13 protein-coding genes are annotated in these 16,302 nt (G+C 70.6%); 5 read left to right on the top strand and 8 right to left on the bottom strand.

The features are described from left to right. Entirely contained in the window at positions 1–369 is a 369-nt protein-coding gene (locus tag NE857_RS07695; RefSeq protein ID WP_254420361.1) for a cupin domain-containing protein, read from the top strand. Positions 370–414: 45 nt separating this feature from the next. On the opposite strand, the gene NE857_RS07690 is transcribed toward NE857_RS07695, so the two are convergent. Both NE857_RS07690 and NE857_RS07685 read right to left on the bottom strand, forming a co-directional pair. Further along, positions 415–1,335, bottom strand: a complete 921-nt coding sequence (locus NE857_RS07690) for an aminoglycoside phosphotransferase family protein (RefSeq protein ID WP_254420360.1) — start codon at positions 1,333–1,335, stop codon at positions 415–417. A gap of 329 nt (positions 1,336–1,664) precedes the next feature. After that, positions 1,665–2,342, bottom strand: a complete 678-nt coding sequence (locus tag NE857_RS07685; RefSeq protein WP_254420359.1) for a sirohydrochlorin chelatase — start codon at positions 2,340–2,342, stop codon at positions 1,665–1,667. 895 nt (positions 2,343–3,237) lie between these two features. Between NE857_RS07685 and NE857_RS07680 the strand changes: the two genes are divergently transcribed. The 3 genes from NE857_RS07680 to NE857_RS07670 all read left to right on the top strand — a co-directional run bounded on the left by NE857_RS07680 (position 3,238) and on the right by NE857_RS07670 (position 5,929). Further along, a complete protein-coding gene (locus NE857_RS07680; protein ID WP_254420358.1) occupies positions 3,238–4,047 on the top strand; it encodes a nucleotidyltransferase domain-containing protein in 810 nt (269 codons plus the stop codon). 76 nt (positions 4,048–4,123) lie between these two features. After that, entirely contained in the window at positions 4,124–4,681 is a 558-nt protein-coding gene (gene def, locus NE857_RS07675; RefSeq protein ID WP_254420357.1) for a peptide deformylase, read from the top strand. A gap of 261 nt (positions 4,682–4,942) precedes the next feature. Continuing rightward, the gene (locus NE857_RS07670) at positions 4,943–5,929 is read left to right on the top strand and encodes a coiled-coil domain-containing protein (RefSeq protein WP_254420356.1); all 987 of its coding nucleotides are present in this window, start codon (positions 4,943–4,945) and stop codon (positions 5,927–5,929) included. Positions 5,930–5,957: 28 nt separating this feature from the next. Here NE857_RS07670 and NE857_RS07665 read toward each other — a convergent pair whose 3' ends face one another. From NE857_RS07665 to NE857_RS07655, 3 genes are all read right to left on the bottom strand, one after another. Next, positions 5,958–7,226, bottom strand: a complete 1,269-nt coding sequence (locus tag NE857_RS07665) for an MFS transporter (protein WP_254420355.1) — start codon at positions 7,224–7,226, stop codon at positions 5,958–5,960. Between the two features lie 94 nt (positions 7,227–7,320). Then, positions 7,321–8,118, bottom strand: coding sequence for an alpha/beta hydrolase (locus tag NE857_RS07660; RefSeq protein ID WP_254420354.1), 798 nt, complete (start codon positions 8,116–8,118; stop codon positions 7,321–7,323). A gap of 17 nt (positions 8,119–8,135) precedes the next feature. Beyond that, positions 8,136–9,674: a CPBP family intramembrane glutamic endopeptidase gene (locus NE857_RS07655; RefSeq protein ID WP_254420353.1), complete on the bottom strand. Its 1,539-nt coding sequence runs from the start codon at positions 9,672–9,674 to the stop codon at positions 8,136–8,138. Positions 9,675–9,852: 178 nt separating this feature from the next. Here NE857_RS07655 and NE857_RS07650 point away from each other — a divergent pair, with 178 nt between their 5' ends. Further along, complete coding sequence (locus NE857_RS07650) at positions 9,853–12,024, top strand: elongation factor G-like protein EF-G2 (protein WP_254420352.1); 2,172 nt, start codon at positions 9,853–9,855, stop codon at positions 12,022–12,024. A 70-nt stretch (positions 12,025–12,094) separates the two neighbouring features. On the opposite strand, the gene NE857_RS07645 is transcribed toward NE857_RS07650, so the two are convergent. Genes NE857_RS07645 through NE857_RS07635 form a run of 3 tightly spaced genes read right to left on the bottom strand, consistent with a single transcriptional unit; the run spans position 12,095 to position 15,959 of the window. Beyond that, positions 12,095–13,198 carry an IS30 family transposase gene (locus NE857_RS07645; RefSeq protein WP_425572179.1) on the bottom strand — a complete coding sequence of 368 codons (1,104 nt, stop codon included), beginning with the start codon at positions 13,196–13,198 and terminating at the stop codon, positions 12,095–12,097. A 58-nt stretch (positions 13,199–13,256) separates the two neighbouring features. After that, positions 13,257–14,024: a M48 family metallopeptidase gene (locus NE857_RS07640; protein WP_254420350.1), complete on the bottom strand. Its 768-nt coding sequence runs from the start codon at positions 14,022–14,024 to the stop codon at positions 13,257–13,259. Positions 14,025–14,066: 42 nt separating this feature from the next. Further along, a complete protein-coding gene (locus NE857_RS07635) occupies positions 14,067–15,959 on the bottom strand; it encodes an amidohydrolase (protein ID WP_254420349.1) in 1,893 nt (630 codons plus the stop codon). Positions 15,960–16,302 lie beyond the last annotated feature (343 nt).

Here is a 16,302-nt window from a genome sequence, read left to right as displayed (position 1 = left end):
TTGAACGACAGCGTGTACGTGGGTAACGCGGGCAAGGACGCGGCCCTGGACCGGGGCTGGCTGCTCGGGCACTTCAAGGATTCCGGCGATCCCCGCCACAGCGAGGACGTCGAGATCAAGTGGGGTGTGCACGAGGCGGGTGAGGAGCGGTCCGTCTGGGTCAGCGCGGAAGAACGCACGGCACTGCTCGTGCTGATCAGCGGCCGCTTCCGGGTGGAGATCCCGGGCCGGAGCGTGCTGCTGGAACAGCAGGGCGACTACGTGGTCTGGGGCCGGGGGGTCGGCCACTCCTGGTACGCCGAGGAGGAGTCGGTGGTGCTGACCGTCCGCTGGCCCTCGGTCCCGGGCTACCGCGTCCCGGAACGGTAGGTGCAGGGCGGTCCCCGACGGGGCCGCCCCACCGCTCCGGTCGCCCTACACGCTCACCCCGCACAGGCTCATCATCAGGTCGAACTCGAACGAGTCGGCCTGGCCGCGGTTGGCCTTGGAGATCGCGAAGCAGGGAGCGAAGGCGCGCACCCACTCCATCATCCGCTCGCCGTCCACCCCCATCACGCTGGAGAGCACACCCACGCGGCGCTCCACCTCGCTGATGCTGTCGGCCTTCCACACGGCCCACTCGACCGCGTCCACGGCGCTGTCGCCCAGGCAGGCGCGCGGGTCCAGGACGACCAGCCCGCGTGCGCCGCCGTCGATCACGTTGCCGGGGTGCAGGTCCCCGTGCAGCGGGACCACGTCGACCTCCCCGATGGACAGGTCGCGGGCCTTGGCCGCGCCCCGGTGCATCATGGCGGCCGGGACGAGGTCCGCGGCGGGGCCCTCCTCGCGCTCGCGGCCCCACATCTCGAACACGAACTGCACCCGGGCCGAGAGCGGGCGCAGCTCCATCCGCTCGGCCGGACTGACCTGGATGGCGTGCAACTGGGCGATGAGGCCGCCGATGGTCTCCATCGGCGGGACCACCCCCTTGACCGAGATCGTGTCGCCCTCGATCCGTTCCATCAGTACGGCTCCGCGTTCGGCGTCCACACCCCACACGTCGGGGACGCGGTGGGAGGACTCCCACATCCGCAGGAGCCCGGCTTCGGAGACGGCCAGGCCGCTGTCCGGGGAGATCTTGAGGACACCCTCGCCGTCGTCGGTGTGACGGACGTAGAGCACCACGGACGTGCGGCCGTGCGGGGCGGGCCCCTCGATGGCCAGCCCCCACTCGGCGGCCAGTTTCTCGACGATCGCGGGCAGCTCCGCCAGCCACTCGGTGACCTGGCTCCCGAAGCGCCGTTCCAGGCGGCGGCGCTGCCGGTCATCGACGAACTGCGCTGTGACGTCGTTCATACATCCACCTTCGGTTCGCTCTCGTCGATGCCTGCCGGAGCCGGCCCCGTCTCGGTTCGGCGGACGGGGAGGTCCGCGGCGGGAGAGCGTCTTCGGGGCATGGACCGGCTGCGGGGGGAGCTCCACACCGGGCTGACATGCACGAACCTTCGCGAAGGGGCGTGCCCGAACCGTCACCGCACCGCGTGTGTGTCGCTACGGCGGCGGATTCCGCACTGTCGGTGCGGGGAGTTCCCGCCCGTGGGGCACATACCCATCCTCGTGGTCCGGGTAACGGTGTCTCGGCTGATCTCGGCGACGAGATCACGGTGGGTTCCCGTCCGGGCACTTCAGGTGAGCCTCCCCTTCACTGCCCGGTGCTGGGCGAGGAGTGTGTCCACGACCAGGTCAGAGGGCCACAGCGGGGCCGTGATGGCGGTGGCGTCGAGCCCGCGGAGCAGGTCGAAGTCGGGGCCGTCGACCAGTCGCCACGCGGCCACCGCGACCCGGTCCCGGTCATCGCGGCGCAGCCGGTCGACGGCGTCGAAGACCGAGGGCGCCCAGGTGCGCAGGTAGCCGACCTGGACCGGGGAGGACAGCCGTCGGCTGAGCATCCGGGCCACGTCCATGACCACCTGCCGCTCCTCGGTTCCGGTGGTGCCGTCGGCGGCCAGAACCACCCCGTCCTCGGACTTCCAACCGGAGTCGGCGAGACGGCCGGCGAGGTCGGCCACGATGGAGGGGACAGCGCCCAGGGGCGAGGTCTGGCAGGAGTTCGCCAGGCCGGCGAGATCGAGCCGGGAGAGCAGGTGGGAGCTGGCCACGTCGCCACCGGCGACGTAGGCGGGCACGACCACCTTGGGACCGCGGACGGAGTGGAGCGTGGCGTTGACCTCGTCGGGACTGCCGAAGGCCGCCTTCACGGGTGCCTCGCCGCGTTCGGCCACCGCCTCCGCCAGCCCGCACAGGGCCTCACGTCGGTGGGCGTCACGCGAGTCATCGGCTACGAGAACCATCGTGGGGACCATGCACGGCTCCTTGGAATCGCTGAGAGTTCTGCCGTTGTCCACCGAGCGTAAATCTGCGTAGTTTCAGGCGGGTTCCCACGTGTTACGCGGAGGAAAACAACAGACAATGGCTGGGATGGTTATCACCTGGGGAAGTCTTGGTGAACCACAACAATCCCCGAAAAAGTACGGCGTGTCTACTTCTCCCGGCAGTGGCGTGCGTCTCCGAACGGGAGGCAGAGAAGATGGACAAAAGCCCACTCTTTCCGCACCAGACTCGCTGACCTCGCAGGACAACCCAATTCTCCGTCCAGCCGCGCCACTACCAATGGGTAGAACGTGCCAGAGACCACTTTCCCGCATATCCAGAGCGACAAACCCGCAGAATTCACGGAAGCTCTCCAGAGAAATCCCCTCAAGGCAGCCGATGCCAATGCACACGACAAGTGCACGGGACAGGTGCACGCGGCATGTGCACGGGACAGGTGCACGCGGCATGTGCACGGGACAGGTGCACGCGGCATGTGCATGTGCGTCCAAATGCGAAACCGCCCGGCACTCCGACGAACGGGAAACCGGAGTGGCGCCCAGAGTAGACCGCGCCGCGCCGGGTCCGGGGCCCGCACGACCCGAACCACGGCCTTTTGCCACACCGCCGGCCCCTTTGTCAAGGGTGCGCGCTCCCCCTCCTCCGTATAACCGCACACCACTTGACGTGGGGAGACAGGGTGCGAGTCCGGCGTGATCACTTGCGATCGCCCCGCACCCGGACCACACTTGGAAACCGACGGAAGGGACTTCGGGTCCCACCAGCACCCCGCTGTCCCTCCCGCACGCGATTCGGACGGCCTCCCCACGGCCCCGTCACCGCGCGGCACCGAAACCCACCGAACCGCCCCCCAGACTGGAGTTGAGCATGGTCGTCCACCCTCGGGTGCAGACGCTGACCCAGGCTTTCCTCGCCAACGCTGATCAGGAGGCCCCCGGGCTGGTCCAGGGTCTCTACCTGACCGGTTCGGTCGCCCTCGGCGACTTCCGTCCGCACACCAGCGACGTCGACTTCGTCATCGTCACCGGCCGCCGCTCCGGGGAGGACGTCGACGCCCTGCGCCGCATCCACGCCCGCACCCGCGGCGAGGTCCCCCGCCCCCAGTTCAACGGCGTCCACGTCACCTGGGACGAGCTCAACCAGGACCCCGGCGACTGCGGTCCCGTCCCCTCCGTGATCAACGGACGCTTCCGCACCAGCGCCTCCGTCGACGTCAACCCGGTCACCTGGCACATCCTGGCCGAGCGCGGCGTAACCGTCCGCGGCCCGCACCCCGTGGAACTGGACGTGTGGGACGAGCCGGAGAGCCTGCGCGACTGGTCCCTGGGCTCGCTCGACGAGCAGTGGTGCCGCTGGCGCGAGAAGGCCGGCCGGCTGGTCACCCCGCGCGGTCTGGCCGTCCTCGGCTCGCTGGCCCCCTCGTGGAGCGTGCTGAGCGTCAGCCGCCTGCACTTCACTCTCAAGACCGGCGAGATCACCTCCAAGTCCGGCGCGGGCGCCTACGCTCTGCACGCCTTCCCCGAGCGCTGGCAGCGCATCGTCAACGAGTGCCTGCGCGTGCGCCGCGGCGCCCAGACCCCTTCCCTGTACGAGAGCGCCCTGGCCCGCCGCCGCGCCGCCCTCGACTACATCGAGATGGTCCTGGACGAGTCCCTTCGCCCCGGCCTGGCCACCTGACCCCCTCCCCGTGCTCTGTCCACAGGTTGTCCACAAGGACGAGCAAGCCATGGCGTCGGGGAACTAATCTGGGTTCATGACCATGCGCCCCATCGTCCGCTTCGGCGACCCCGTTCTCGTGACCAAGACCGCCCCCGTGACCACCTTCGACCAGCGCACGGAGAAGCTGGTCCGCGATCTCCTCGACACCGTGGACGCCCCCGGGCGGGCCGGGGTGGCCGCCACCCAGATCGGTGTGGGCTCACGCGTGTTCAGCTACGCCGTCGAAGGCCGGATCGGGTACGTGATCAACCCGGAGATCATCGAGCTCTCCGAGGAGCTCCAGGACTGCGACGAGGGCTGCCTGTCCATCCCGCGGCTCTGGTACCGGACCAAGCGCGCCGAGCGGGCCGTGGTCAAAGGTGTGAACCTGCGCAACGAGCCGGTCACCGTCGAGGGCACCGGACTGATGGCCCAGTGCCTCCAGCACGAGACCGACCACCTGGACGGCATGCTCTACATCGACCGGTTGGACTCCGAGACCCGTAAGCGGGCGCTGCGGGACATCCGCCGCTCGGACTGGTTCCTGCCCTCCGAGCAGCCCGCGCCCACCAACTCCGTGCTCCTGCCCAGCGCCTTCGGCGGAAACGGCTGAACCCTCCCGGCCCTCCCATCGCAGCTCCGCGGCGGCTGACCTGCGGGTGACCGGACCGATCCCTCCCCTTGGCGTTCGGTCCGGTCACCCGGTCCGGGTATCTTCTGGACAGATCCCCGCTCAACCCCCACAGCAACGCGAGTCAACTCACTGTGCACGTAACGCCAAGATCTCGTATGGTCTGCTGAGTAACTCCCCTCCCGTGACGGCACAGCTGTCCCCCGGCGATGCGGATGCTCTCAGACCATCCACGGAGCAGACATGACTTCCACTCCTCGCAACTCCCCTCGTCGCGGCCGGTTCACCGCGTCCGTCGCCGTCGTCACAGCCGTGATGCTCACCGGCCTGCCCGGTATCGCCCATGCGGACCCCGACGAGGTCGACATCGACGAACTCACCGAGCGCGCGGAGGAGCTCGAGGAGACCTACGACGGCGAGCTGCTCCAGTACACCGAGATCAAGGACCGGGCGGAGGCCGCCGAGGCCGAACTCGAGGAGCTCGAGGAGCGCCTGGAGGAGTCCCGCGGCGGGGTGTCGGCCATCGCCGCCGCCCGGTACAAGGGCGACGGTTTCGACCCCACCCTCCAGGTCGTCTTCTCCAGCGACCCCGAGGACATGTTCGTCGACGCCGCCAACGTCGACTACCTCGGGCAGAACCAGGCCGAGCAGATCTCCGAGCTCATCGCTCTCCGCGACGAGCAGGCCGAGCTCACCGAGGAACTCCAGGGCGAGCTGGCCGAGGCCTCCGAGCTGATCGACGAGCTGGAGGAGCAGCGCGAGGAGGTCGAGAAGCGGATCGAGGAGTACGAGGCCGAGCAGGTCCCGGCGGAGCCGGAGACCCCCGGCGCCGGCGGCGGTAGCGGCAACGGCACGATCCCCGACAGCGCGCGCGGCGGCGGCTGGGAGCAGACCCAACCCCGGATGGCGGCCATCCGCGACGAGATCATCATGGAGTTCGGCGCGCCCTTCCCGGTGGGCTGCTGGCGGCCGAGCAACGACGACCACGGCACCGGTACCGCCTGCGACTTCATGATGAGCGCCAACGGCGCCGCGCCCTCAGCGGAGAACAAGGCCCTGGGCCAGGCGATCTCCGACTACGGCATCGCCAACGCGGACCGGCTGGGCATCAAGTACATCATCTGGGAACAGCAGATCTGGCAGTCCACCTCGCGCCAGTGGACCTGGATGAACGACCGCGGCGACCTCACCCAGAACCACTACGACCACGTGCACATCAGCTCGTACTGATCCGCGCGAGGTCGGGGCGGCACAGGGTTCACTTCCAGCGCAGGGCCAGCGGCAGTACCGCGGCCAGGAACACGGCCACCAGCGCGAAGGCCGGGCCATAGCCCATGAGCTGGATGACCAGGCCGAGGCCGATCGCCCCGACCCCGGTACCCGCGTCGTATCCGATGTTCCACCACGCGCTGGCGCGCCCGTAGCCGGTCGGTCCGGCGCGCTCCAGCATCACCGTGACGGCCTCGTTCTGCACCGCGCCGAACCCGAGCCCGAACAGCGCCGTCCCACCCAGCACCAGCAGGGCAACCCCCGCCCCCGTCGGGCCGTCGCCGTTGGCCCACAACCCGGCGGTGAGCAGCCCCATGCCCGCGACCGCCGCGAGCGTTCCGGGCAGCAGTAGGACGGTGCGCCGGTAGCGGTCGTACAGGACCCCGGCGGTCCACCTGCCGGTGACGAGCATGAGCGCGTAGGCGGCCAGTAGTGCGCTGACCAGCCAGGCCGCCTGTTCGAGCGGGATGGCCAGGAAGGTGACGACGGCGCTGGCGGCCGAGGACACCACCAGCATGATGATCAGCGGCGCGGCCAGAGCGGTCAGGAGCGGGAGGCCACGCGGGGCGCTCGGCGCTTCGGCGGCCCCCTTCCCGTCGTCGGGGGCCGCTCCGCGCAGCGCGGCGCGGTTGCGGCCGCCGTCGGCGAACCAGATCCCGGAGGCCAGGGCCGCCGCCAGCACGCCGCAGATCCCGGTGAGCCAGAAAGCGGTGTCGAATCCGATGCTGAGCGCCAGCGCCACCCCGCCGGGCAGGATGACGATCTGCGGGAGCCCGACCGCGAGGCCGTAGTAGCCGGTGGCCCGGCCGACCTGTTCCTTGGCGACCAGGCGGGCGGCGAGCGCCGTCCCGGCCACGGTCACCATCCCGAAGCCCACCCCGCGCACCGCCGAGATCGCCACCAGCGGCCCGAGCTCGGTGGTGAGGGCGAACAGCGGCATGGGCAGGCCCATGATCAGGGATCCGACCGGGAACGCCCACCGGTAGCCGCCCGCGTGGTCCAGCAGCCAGGGCATGGCCAGCTGGGTGATGACGGTGGTGAGCATGAACGCGGCGGTGGTGGCGCCCGCCCCGAACTCGCCCGCGCCGCCCCGGCTGGCCCACAGGGGCACGAGGGGCAGGACGGCGGCGAACCCGCACAGTCCGGCCGCGGTGGCCAGGATGAGCAGGGCGAAGCCGCGCCCCTTCAGGCCGGGGAGGTCGGCCTCGGTGAACTCGGGGTCACCTTTCCCCGCAGCGGAGGAGCGAGATCGGATCATCCGTCCTTTCTAGCCGAGTCGCCGTGGCCTGTCGATGCGGGTCACCTGCCCCGGTGGCTGAGGCCTGGTACCCGCACCCGACCCGGTCGGAGCCTCAGGCGGGTCGCTCCCTCTGCGGCAGCCGCTCGCCGAGCCACTCGCGCAGGCGGGCCACCAGGTCGGAGCTGACGGCCCTCTCCGCGTGGCCCATCTCCGGGATGATCCACAGGTCCTTGGGTTCGCGGGCGGCGTCGTAGATGGCGGTGGCGTGCGAGACCGGGAAGTAGGCGTCGGCGTCGCCGTGCACGACCAGCAGCGGGGCCGGCGCGACCTCGCCGGCGATCTCACGGGGTTCGGCCGGAGTGGGGTTCCATCGCTGGTCGGTGACCCGGACCTTGCGGAAGCGCTTCAGGAAGGCGCGGCCGAAGGTCTTGCCGATCCCGATGTGCAGCAGGCGCATCGCCCGGGTGCCCTGGTAGTGCCAGCGGCTGGGCCCGCTCACGGACACCACGGCACTGGTGCCGCCGTAGATGGCGGCGTGCCGGATCGCGACCGCCGCGCCCATCGAGAAGCCCACGGCGGCGATGTGGGTGTAGCCGAGCTCGCGCAGGCGGCTCACCACCGCTTCGAGGTCGTGGATCTCGGCGTTGCCCACCGTGCTGCGGCCTCCGGAGCCGTGGTGGCCCCGGAAGTCGAAGGTCATCACGTCGCCCACGGACAGCAGGCCCTCGGCGATGGCGCGGGTGTGCGGGCTGCGGTAGGTGCCGGTGAAGCCGTTGGCGAGGACCACCGCGGTGGTGCGGGGCTGGGCACGGCGCAGCAGCACCGCGTCGATCCCCACGCCGTCCGAGGTGGTCAGCCAGAAACGGTTCTCCTGGGGCTGGGCGATGGGGTGGTCAATGGCATCGGACACCACTCCATCGTGCACGATCAGTCGCGGGGCGGGGAGCCCGGCCCCGGTGTGTCGCCCTCGGGGCCGTGGTGGCGGTCGATCCACTCGTCCGGGTAGAGGCGGTGCCCGCCCTGGTCAGCTGCGGGTCCGGGACCGGAGCGGAAGTCACCGCCGTCCGAGGAGGGCGGAGCGGACGGGTGGGGGTAGGCGGGCGGCGGGCCCTGTGGAGGTTGCGGTGGCTGCTGACCGTAACCGGGTGGCGGCCCCTGCGGCGGCCGGTGCTGAGGCGGCTGCTGGGGGGTCGGCCGGTACGGGGGCGGCGATGCCTGCTGGAAGTGGCCCGGCCCGGGCTGGGGCGGCCGGGGGCCCGGGTTGTGGGGGTTCGGGTTGTGGGGGTTCGGATAAGGCGCGGACTGCCCGAACGGCGGGGTACCAGCGGGAGGCGGACCCTGCTGAAGCGGCGGCGCGGGCGGGCCGGCCGGTACGGCTGCGGTCATGGGCTCGTTCTCGGTCCGGTCGGCCTCGACCGCCTCGAACTCCCCCGTCCGACCGTAGTCGTCCTCGCCGTACTCCGTGTCCCCGTGACCCCGGTCCCCGTAACCCTGGTCCTCGTACCCGTCGTCCTCGTACCCGTCGTCCTCGTACTCGTCGTACTCGTCGTCGTAGCGGTCCCCGGAGCGGTAGGCCTCGTGCGCCGCCTCCCGGTCCGCCGCGGGCGGGAACACCACCGAGCGCAGGTTCAGCGCCACGTGGACCAGGACCGGGATGACCAGGCTGCCCGTCCCCAGGTACAGGATGGTGAACAGGGTCCCGGAGAAGCCCGCGCTGAGCAGACCCCACCAGCCCTGGTAGGCGTGGGCCACGGCGAAGACCACGATGGACAGCACGGCGGCGATCCACAGCGGGACCCCCATGCTGGCCACCAGGGTGATGAACAGCCCCCGGTAGAGGAGCTCGCCGAACACGCCTCCGGTGACCGCCATGCCCGCGGCCAGGCCCCGTTCGCGGCCGGTGCGCGGCAGGAGCAAGTACTGCTCTCGGCCGGGTTCGGGCAGGGTCATCGGCTTGGCGGCGCCGCGGCGCCCCCGGTGGCCCTTCCTCCCCCTGCCCTCGGCGCCCTCCGCGTCCGCGTCACCCGGCTTCGCGCGGCGCCCGGGCTTCCCCTTGCCGCCCTTGCCGCCCTTGCCGCCGGACAGCTTGCCCAGGACCGGAAAGCGTTCCCTGGTGGGCAGGCCGTTGACCAGCACCCAGAAGGCGGCCAGCGCGATGAGCCCGCCGATCGCGGCGCCCACGATGGGCCCGAACGCGTCAGGGGTGCGCAGTCCCAGATCGACCAGGTTCAGCGCGGGCGAGACGAGCAGCACCACGAGGACCATCAGGCCCCACAGGACGTGGATCGCCACCGTGACGGCGTACAGCAGTCCGAGGGCTCGCTCGTCGCCGTCTCTGCGGCGTGACAGCCACGAGAACGCACGCCGACCGAGCAGGGGCTCGCCGAACGCCGCGAAGAACAGCAGCAGGACCGTCAGAAGGGTCCCGGCGAGACTGAATTGAGGAAGACTTTCCGACCATGGCACGGGCACAGCCTAGAAGAACATCCCGGGTCATAGATCCCGAAGGGCCCCATCCGGGATATCGACCGGGTGACCTCTTGTTATCGGGGCTGCGAGGAGCGACCGTAGAGAGTGTCACAGGTCACACTTTCGGTGGTCTTGGTCGGCCACCGCCAAACCCCGAAGGGCTGGGTAGGCAAGGATGGTAGACCGAGCCGTAGCCGTACCGAGGGCCGCCAGGCCCCAGGACATCCGCAACATCGCGCTGGTCGGGCCGACCGGCGCGGGCAAGACGAGCCTGGTCGAGGCGCTGCTCCTCGCCGCCGGGGAGATCAAGCGCCCCGGCCGTGTGGAGGAGGGCACGACCGTCAGCGACCACGACGAGGTCGAGGTCCGGCAGAAGCGCTCCGTGCACCTGACCGTCAACCCCGTGATGGTGGGCGATGTCAAGGTCAACCTGCTGGACACCCCCGGTTACGCCGACTTCATCGGGGCGATGCGCGCCGGACTGCGAGGCGCGGACGCCGCCCTGTTCGTGATCTCCGCCCTGGACGGCGTGGACGGGCGCACCCGCATGCTGTGGGAGGAGTGCGCCGCCATCGGCATGCCGCGGGCGGTGGCCGTCACCAAGATCGACCACCCGCGAGCCGACTTCGACGAGGTGGTCGCACAGTGTCAGGACGCCTTCGGGTCCGGGGTACACGCCGCCTACGTCCCCGCGGTGGAGGGATCGGGCGACCAACGCGAACTCGTGGGGCTCTGGGGTCTGGTCTCGGAGCGCTACTACGACTACTCCGACGGGGGCGGGATGGAGTCCGCCCCCGCTTCGTGTCCGGCACCCGACTGGCTGCGTGAGCAGGCGGGACCGCTGCGGGAGACCCTCATCGAGGAAGTCATCACCGAGAGCGAGGACGAGGCGCTCATGGAGCGCTACATGGAGGGCGGCGAGCTGGATCCGGACCTGCTCATCGCCGACCTCAAGAAGGCGGTGGCCGCGGGCGGCTTCCACCCGGTGCTGGCGCTGAGCCCGACCCGCGGCGTGGGAGTGCGCGAGCTGCTGCGCGAACTCCCGCTCTCCTGCCCGGACCCGACCCGGCGCCCGTTCCCGTCGGTGAACCGCCCCGACGGCCACCCGGTCGAGGGCCTGTCCTGCGATCCGGAGGGGCCGCTGGTCGCCGAGGTGCTGAGCACCACCACTGACCCGTACGTGGGCCGGGTCAGCCTGGTACGGGTGTTCTCCGGGACGCTGGTGCCCGACGTCGACGTCCACCTGCACGGCCACGGGGTGCGCACCGGACTGGGCAACTCCGATGAGCTCGACCGCAGCGGGGACGAGGAGCGGCTGGGTTCGCTCTCGGTCCCGCTCGGTCGCCAGGCCCGCCCGGTGGGCGAGGTGATCGCCGGTGACCTGTGCCTGGTCTCGAAGCTGCCCGCGGCCCGGACCGGGGACACCCTGTCCGCGCCCGAACTGCCGTTCCGGGTCCCGCCGTGGCGCTTCCCCGATCCGATGATGCCGGTGGCGATCCGCGCCGCCTCGGCCTCCAACGAGGACAAGCTGTCCCAGTCGGTGTCCCGCCTGGTGGCGGAGGACCCGTCGCTTCGGGTACGGATCAACCCCGAGACCCACCAGATGGTCCTGTGGAGCCTGGGCGAGGCCCACCTGGACGCCGCCCTGGACCGGCTCGAACACCGCTACGGGGTCCGGGTGGAGACCGAGGAGGTCCGTATCCCGCTGCGGGAGACCTTCACCGGCCCCGGCCAGGGCATGGGCCGCAACGTCAAGCAGAGCGGCGGGCACGGCGAGTTCGGGGTGTGCCGGATCCGGGTGGAGCCGCTGGAGTCCGGTGCCGGACTGGAGTTCGTGGACAAGGTCGTGGGCGGCGTGGTCCCCCGCCAGTACGTGCCCTCGGTGGAGAAGGGCGTACGCGCCCAGATGGCAGACGGCGTGGACCACGGCCACCCGCTGGTGGACCTGCGCGTGACCCTGTACGACGGCAAGGCGCACTCGGTGGACTCCTCGGACATGGCCTTCCAGAAGGCCGGGCGCCTCGCCCTGCGCGACGCCGCGTCCACCTCGGAGCTGGCCGTCCTGGAACCGGTGGACACGGTGACGGTGGAGGTCGACGACGCCTACCTGGGCGCGGTCCTGAGCGATCTGTCCGCCCGCCGCGGCCGGGTGGTGGGCACCGAGGCGGCGCCGGGCGGCCGGGTGGTGATCAGGGCGGAGGTACCCGAACTGGAGATCGTGCGCTACGCCGTGGAGCTGCGCTCGGTCTCCCACGGCACGGGGGTCTTCACCCGCGACTACCTCCGCCACGAACGCCTCCCCGAGCAGGTGGAGCGCCGCCTGGCCAAGGAGCGCTCGGAGGCCTAACCCGCCCTCCCTCCCCCGCCCTCCCTCCCCCGATGATCTTGCTACCAGAAGCAAGTTCGGCGGCTTGGGGTCAAGTGGTTGTTGCAATGAGGGTCTGGTTGAGGACCTCGGCCGGGGTGGCCCACCCCAGAGTCTGGCGGGGACGCCCGTTCAGCTCAGCGGCCACCCCGTCCAGCTCCTCCTGGGACCAGTCCCGAAAGTCCGTGCTGGAGCGAGGAAAGTACTGGCGCAACAACCCGTTCGTGTTCTCGTTCGAACCACGCTGCCAGGGCGAGTGCGGATCACAGAAGAACACCTCGCACCCACTGGCCACCGTGAAATCAGCGTGCCGGGCCATCTCCGACCCCTGGTCCCAAGCCAAGGACCGGCGCAGATGAGCGGGCAACCGGCCCGCCAACCGCGCCAACACCCCGATCACCTCGGCACTGACCCACCCCTGGGGCAGCGCACCCAACATCACATACCGAGTAGAACGCTCCACCAACGTCACGATCGCCGAGGACCCCCGCGCCCCCACCACCAGATCCCCCTCCCAGTGCCCGGGCACCGCACGATCACGGGCCTCGGCGGGACGGTCGCTGATATGGAAGCCCGGCTCATGGGCCCAGGGCCTGCGTGAGCGGGTCGCCGCGGCCGCCCGGGACTGGGGACGGCGGCCCGTGCGCCCGCTGCGCAACGCGTCCTGGCGGGCGATCTCCGCGCGCAAACTCCCGCGGCCCTGCACGTACAGGGACTGGTAGATGGTCTCGTGCGACACCCATACCTCCGGGACATCGGGAAAGTCCGTGCGCAACCGGGCGGCGATCTGGGACGGGGACCAGTGCTGGCGCAACCCCTCTTGGACCAGGAAACGGGTCACGGTGCCCGGGGCGCACTTGCGCTTCTTGGGCCGGTAGGCGCGCTGGTCGGCGTGGCGTTGAGCGAAGTGCGCGTCATAGCCCCACCGGTAGGCGCCACGCCGGCCTGTGGGCAGCTGCTGCCCGCGTGGGTTCTTGGGGCCGTGCCGGTAGGAGTTGTTGCGGTTGATCTCCCGCCAGATTGTGGAGGGCCAGCGGTGGATGCGCTGCCCGATCTGCTCGTAGGTGTAGCCCTCTTCCCACAGGGTCTGGATCTGGACTCGCTCATCCCGGCACAGTCGTTTACCTGGCACAACTACCCCCTGAAGCAGGTTCATTGCAACAGATACTAGAAACCACCCGCCGATTTCGCTCCTGGTAGCAAGATCACGGGTGTTAGAGGACCCGGCCCGGGGTGGAGCGGTCGGCCAGGGCGGCGAACCTGAACGTGTTCACCGGGTGGCTGGACAGGAGGTTGACCAGCAGCACGAAGAAGCCGGTGTCGGTGTGGGCGCGGGCGGCGATGTCGTCGAAGTCCACGGCCGAGTAGAGGTACTTGCCCGCGGCCAGGACGCGTACGCCCTGCACGCCCTCGGGGCAGAACTCGTAGGCGTGGTTGTCGGCGGTGTACTCCTGGGCGCGGCCCAGGGTGCTGCCCACGCCCGGGATCACCTGGGCGATGGAGATGGCGAACTGGCGCCAGAACGAGGTGTGCCCGGCCGCGATGTGGCCCACCTCGTGGCCGATCACGAACCGCAGTGCGTCGGGGTCCCCCAGGCGTCCGCCCACCTCGAACAGGTCGCTGTGGATCGCCACGTAGCGGCGGAATCCGTGCCCGGAGGCGAAGGCGTTGATGGTGCCGTTGCCCAGCACGATGTACGCCTCCGGGACGCGGCGCATCCCGAAGGACTCCGCGGCCTCGGCGACCATCCGGTGGGCCTCCGGGAACTGCGCCTCGGTGATGCGCACCCCGTTGACGCGCTGGCGGGCGTAGAGCTGCCCGCGCACGAAGTACACCACCACGGGGATGCTCAGGAGCAGCAGCGGTTGGTTGGGGTCCCCGGACAGGGCCCGGCTGACGGCCCCCACGACAGCGAGCAGCGTCACGAGGACGCAGCCCACCAAAAGGGGGGTTTCCCGGTGATGTCGCAGGGACCGACGCACGCGGGGGTCACCCCATTGCCAAGGGATGTCCCCCACGTGTGGTCAGAGCCGGTACTGGGCGTCGGGCAGATCGTCGTCCGGCCCGGGGGGAGGCGGCGCGGAGTGCGCGTTGCCCGCCGGCGGCGGCCCGCCGTAGGACGGCCCGGCGGGCGGGCCCGAAGGTGAAGCGGGGGCCTCGTCCTCGTCCATGATCGCGGCCATGTCGGCGGACAGGGTCGACTCCTCGGCCTTGTCACTGCGCCACTCGTCGCGGATCTCCTGGTCCTGCCGGCCCATGACCGAGTCCATGTCGGCGTCGTGGGTGGAGTAGGCGGACTGGGCGGGTTCCTCCGGCCAGGCGCCGGCGGCCAGGAACGCGCTGTCGTAGGCGTCGTTGGCCTCCTCGGAGAAGCTGGGCTCCGCGGGGCGCGGCCCGGTGAGCGGGTCCGAGAACGGGTCGACCGGCGTGTTCGTGGGGGTGGGCACCGGCGGCGGCATGTCCGACAACGGGTCGCCGCCGAAGCTCGCGCTGGGGTCGGTGTTGCTCCGCGGGTCCGCGGTCTCGGTGGGTGCCGGCCCCGGGAAGGAGTTGCCCATCGGGGCGGCCGCGGAGGCCGAGGCCATGGCGGTCGGGTTCTTGTTCTCGCTGCCCAGGTAGGACAGGGCGGCCACGGTGAGCGCGGCGAGCCCGGCCCGCAGGGTGGGTTCGCGGTCGGGTGCGAAGAACGGCGAGTGGTTGCTCGGGACGTTGCCCATCTTCTCGTAGGGCGTGTCACCGGGGGCGTTGTCCCACACGTCGTGCGGGGTGGCGCCGACGAACCAGAACACGTACGGGATGGGCTGCGGGTCCTCGGGCAGACCGAAGCGGCAGAAGTCCTCGGTCGCCGGGGAGGGGTCCGGCAGGTGGATCACGTAGTCCGGACCGAAGTAGGCGTGGTGAGCGGCGGCCACGTCCCCGGTGGCGATCGGGTCGTTGTGGGTGACCCCGCTGCCCTGGAAGCGCTCGACCTCGGGTTCACGACCGGCACCGGAGGCGGCGGCCTCCGCGCGCACGATCCGCTCGATCGACTGCTCCAGCTGGTCCGCGATGTTCTCGTTGAGCGCGCGGGTGCTGATCTCCAGGTAGGCCTCGTCCGGGATGATGTTGGCCTTGGTGCCCGCCTGGAGTTTGCCGACGGTGAGCACCGCCATCTCGCTGGGGCTGATCTCGCGGGAGACCACGCCCTGCAGGCGGGTGACGATGTTGGCGGCGATGAGCACCGGGTCCACGGTGGTGTGCGGCTGGGAGGCGTGGCCGCCCTCGCCGAAGATCCGCACCCGGTAGGCGTTGGCCGCGCCGAGGATGATCCCGGCCCGGTGGGAGATGAGCCCGGCGGGCTGCGGGCCCAGGTGCTGGCCGAGGATGACGTCGGGGCGGCCGAAGCGGTCGTACAGACCGTCGTCGATCATCCGCTGGGCGCCGTCGAGGGTCTCCTCACCCGGCTGGGCCACCACCATGACCGTTCCGGCCCACTCCTCACGGGTCTCCGAGAGCAGGTCGGCGACACCGATCAGGCAGGCGGTGTGGGCGTCGTGGCCGCAGGCGTGCATGACCGGGACCTCGACGCCGTCGGGGTCCTGGGCCTTGGCGGTACTGGCGTAGGGCAGACCGGTCTTCTCCTCCAGGGGGAGGGCGTCCATGTCCGCGCGGAGCATCACCGTGGGGCCGGGGCCGTTGCGGAGGATGCCGACGACACCGGTGCCGCCGACGCCCCTGTGGACCTCGTAGCCGGTTCGGTTCAGCCATTCCGCGACGACGCTGGCGGTGCGCTGTTCGGAGTGGGAGAGCTCCGGGTTCTTGTGCAGGTCGACGTAGACCCCCTCCACGAGCGGGAAGAGCTCGTCAAGGAGTCGCATGACCACGCTGCCGTGCTGAGCTGCACGGTTCGGGTCCACCGCGTGCGGCACGGTTTCCACCGCCTTCTTCGTTCTCGGCTGCGGGCGCTGAAAGGATGAATGGTTGTCAGGGGGGATCAGCCGCCTGGGAGCAGCCTATCGGCGAGGCCGCCGCCGGTTCACACTGCCACATTCGTGCCGTGGTGTCCCCTGGTGGAACCCATGGGTTAGGGTCTGCGCACGGTAAGCCATCACACGCCCGTCTCCACCGGCCCCGGGCCCTCATGAGACCCGCACCCGAGCCTGAGCGCGCCTCGGGAACCTTTACCTGATTTGTGCGAACTACTGGCATACCGCAGTATGTCTCAGTAGCGTAACGGAAGCATGTTCGCCGAACGGCTTCGCCCGGTACCCCCTCGCGCAC

Source organism: Nocardiopsis exhalans (genome assembly GCF_024134545.1).
GTDB lineage: Bacteria > Actinomycetota > Actinomycetes > Streptosporangiales > Streptosporangiaceae > Nocardiopsis > Nocardiopsis exhalans.
Note: the sequence above shows the minus strand (reverse complement) of the source record. Positions and strands in the feature narration are given on the sequence as shown.

Excerpts from the sequence above, each read along its gene's own strand:
- NE857_RS07690 (WP_254420360.1), bottom strand. The coding sequence starts at position 1,335 with ATGAACGACGTCACAGCGCAGTTCGTCGATGACCGGCAGCGCCGCCGC.
- NE857_RS07685 (WP_254420359.1), bottom strand. The coding sequence starts at position 2,342 with ATGGTCCCCACGATGGTTCTCGTAGCCGATGACTCGCGTGACGCCCAC.
- NE857_RS07680 (WP_254420358.1), top strand. The coding sequence starts at position 3,238 with ATGGTCGTCCACCCTCGGGTGCAGACGCTGACCCAGGCTTTCCTCGCC.
- def (WP_254420357.1), top strand. The coding sequence starts at position 4,124 with ATGACCATGCGCCCCATCGTCCGCTTCGGCGACCCCGTTCTCGTGACC.
- NE857_RS07670 (WP_254420356.1), top strand. The coding sequence starts at position 4,943 with ATGACTTCCACTCCTCGCAACTCCCCTCGTCGCGGCCGGTTCACCGCG.
- NE857_RS07665 (WP_254420355.1), bottom strand. The coding sequence starts at position 7,226 with ATGATCCGATCTCGCTCCTCCGCTGCGGGGAAAGGTGACCCCGAGTTC.
- NE857_RS07650 (WP_254420352.1), top strand. The coding sequence starts at position 9,853 with ATGGTAGACCGAGCCGTAGCCGTACCGAGGGCCGCCAGGCCCCAGGAC.
- NE857_RS07645 (WP_425572179.1), bottom strand. The coding sequence starts at position 13,198 with ATGAACCTGCTTCAGGGGGTAGTTGTGCCAGGTAAACGACTGTGCCGG.